This is a genomic window from Microbacterium sp. (assembly GCF_047972865.1).
Classification (GTDB): domain Bacteria; phylum Actinomycetota; class Actinomycetes; order Actinomycetales; family Microbacteriaceae; genus Microbacterium.
Genome location: NZ_JBKEAY010000063.1, coordinates 1 through 2,168, shown reverse-complemented (window position 1 = coordinate 2,168; position 2,168 = coordinate 1). Strand labels below are relative to the sequence as shown.

Genomic DNA, 2,168 nt, shown 5'->3' with positions numbered 1-2,168 from the left:
TGGTCAAGGCCGTCGTCGTCCGCACCGTGAAGCAGACCCGCCGCACCGACGGGTCGTACATCAAGTTCGACGAGAACGCCGCCGTCATCCTGAAGAGCGACGGGGAGCCCCGCGGCACCCGTATCTTCGGCCCGGTCGGCCGTGAGCTGCGCGACAAGCGGTTCATGAAGATCGTCTCGCTGGCCCCGGAGGTCATCTGATCATGGCGAAGATCAAGAAGGGCGACCTGGTTCAGGTCATCTCGGGCGCCAAGCCCGAGCGCGGCGGCGACCGCGGCAAGCAGGGCAAGGTCCTCGAGGTCCTTGTCGAGCAGAATCGCGTGCTCGTCGAAGGCGTGAACTACGTCACCAAGCACACCCGTGTGGGCCAGTCCCAGCGCGGAACCAAGACGGGCGGCATCGAGACGATGGAAGCCCCGATCCACATCTCGAACGTCGCGCTGGTCGACCCCGACACGAAGAAGCCGACCCGCGTCGGTCGCCGTGTGGAGGAGCAGACCAAGGACGGCGTCAAGCGCACCGTTCGCGTGCGCTACGCGAAGAAGAGCGGCAAGGACCTCTGAACAACATGACCACCACCACTGCCGCGGAGGTTGGCAAGATCCAACCCCGCCTGAAGCAGAAGTACCTCGGCGAGATCAAGAAGGCGCTGCAGGACGAGTTCGGCTACCCGAACGTCATGCAGATCCCGGGGATCGTCAAGGTCGTCGTCAACACCGGTGTCGGTGAGGCCGCGCGGGACAGCAAGGTCATCGACGGCGCCGTGGCCGACCTCACCGCGATCACCGGCCAGAAGCCGGTCGTGACGAAGGCCCGCAAGTCCATCGCGCAGTTCAAGCTGCGCGAGGGGCAGGCCATCGGTGCGCACGTGACCCTGCGTGGCGACCGCGCCTGGGAGTTCCTGGACCGCCTCGTGAACCTCTCGCTGCCCCGCATCCGTGACTTCCGCGGGCTGTCGCCGAAGCAGTTCGACGGCCACGGCAACTACACGTTCGGTCTGCAGGAGCAGTCGGTCTTCCACGAGATCGACCAGGACAAGATCGACCGCGTGCGCGGTTTCGACATCACGGTGGTCACCACCGCGAACACGGACGACGAAGGTCGTTCGCTGCTGCGCCACCTCGGTTTCCCGTTCAAGGCGACCGACGCCTCGGCGTAACACCACTCATGAAGGTCGGCTGTCGTGTAACGGCATCCGAAACCGCTGAACAGAAGGAACACACGATATGACAATGACAGACCCGGTCGCCGACATGCTGACCCGTCTGCGCAACGCGAACTCGGCGCACCACGACTCCGTGTCGCTGCCGAGCTCGAAGCTCAAGACCCACATCGCCGAGATCCTCCAGCAGGAGGGCTACATCTCCGGCTGGGAGGTCTCCGACGCCCGTGTCGGTCAGACCCTCACCCTCACGCTGAAGTACGGCCCGAACCGCGAGCGGTCGATCGCCGGTATCAAGCGCGTCTCCAAGCCGGGTCTGCGCGTCTACGCCAAGTCGACCGAGCTGCCCACGGTGCTCGGCGGGCTGGGCGTGGCCATCCTGTCCACCTCCTCTGGCCTCCTCACGGACCGTCAGGCCGAGCAGAAGGGCGTCGGCGGGGAAGTCCTCGCCTACGTGTGGTGATCTGACATGTCTCGTATTGGACGTCTCCCCATCGACATTCCCGCCGGTGTGACCGTTGCAGTCTCCGGCCAGGACGTCGCCGTCAAGGGGCCCAAGGGCGAACTGACCCTCACCGTGGCCGAGCCCATCGCCGTCGCCGTCGAGGACGGCCAGGTGCTGGTGACCCGTCCCGACGACGAACGCGAATCGCGTTCGCTGCACGGGCTGACCCGGTCGCTCATCAACAACAACATCATCGGCGTCACCGAGGGCTACACTAAGGGTCTGGAAGTGGTCGGCACCGGCTACCGCGTGCAGCAGAAGGGCTCGTCGGTCGAATTCGCGCTCGGCTTCTCGCACCCCGTGCTCGTGGAAGCGCCCGCCGGCATCACCCTGACCGTCGAGGGCACCAACAAGCTCACGGTGAGCGGCATCGACAAGCAGGCCGTCGGCGAGGCCGCCGCGAACATCCGCAAGATCCGCAAGCCCGAACCGTACAAGGGCAAGGGTGTGCGCTACGCGGGCGAGGTCGTCCGCCGCAAGGCCGGAAAGGCTGGTAAGTAAT

5 protein-coding genes are annotated in these 2,168 nt (G+C 65.6%); all 5 read left to right on the top strand.

Going from position 1 to position 2,168, the window contains the following annotated elements; genetic code table 11:
• A partial coding sequence (locus ACK5KK_RS03765; RefSeq protein ID WP_416888753.1) for an uL14 family ribosomal protein occupies nt 1-200 on the top strand: 200 nt, incomplete at its 5' end.
• Nucleotides 201-202: 2 nt separating this feature from the next.
• Nucleotides 203-562: a 50S ribosomal protein L24 gene (rplX, locus tag ACK5KK_RS03760; RefSeq protein ID WP_416888752.1), complete on the top strand. Its 360-nt coding sequence runs from the start codon at nt 203-205 to the stop codon at nt 560-562.
• Nucleotides 563-567: 5 nt separating this feature from the next.
• On the top strand, nt 568-1,158 hold the full coding sequence (gene rplE / locus ACK5KK_RS03755) for a 50S ribosomal protein L5 (protein WP_416888751.1): 591 nt from the start codon (nt 568-570) through the stop codon (nt 1,156-1,158).
• Between the two features lie 67 nt (nt 1,159-1,225).
• Nucleotides 1,226-1,624 (top strand): 30S ribosomal protein S8, encoded by a 399-nt coding sequence (rpsH, locus tag ACK5KK_RS03750; protein WP_416888750.1) that lies wholly within the window; start codon nt 1,226-1,228, stop codon nt 1,622-1,624.
• 6 nt (nt 1,625-1,630) lie between these two features.
• A complete protein-coding gene (rplF, locus tag ACK5KK_RS03745; RefSeq protein ID WP_416888749.1) occupies nt 1,631-2,167 on the top strand; it encodes a 50S ribosomal protein L6 in 537 nt (178 codons plus the stop codon).
• Nucleotide 2,168 lies beyond the last annotated feature (1 nt).

Coding starts and splice junctions, on each gene's coding strand:
- rplX (WP_416888752.1), top strand. CDS start 203: ATGGCGAAGATCAAGAAGGGCGACCTGGTTCAGGTCATCTCGGGCGCC.
- rpsH (WP_416888750.1), top strand. CDS start 1,226: ATGACAATGACAGACCCGGTCGCCGACATGCTGACCCGTCTGCGCAAC.
- rplF (WP_416888749.1), top strand. CDS start 1,631: ATGTCTCGTATTGGACGTCTCCCCATCGACATTCCCGCCGGTGTGACC.
- rplE (WP_416888751.1), top strand. CDS start 568: ATGACCACCACCACTGCCGCGGAGGTTGGCAAGATCCAACCCCGCCTG.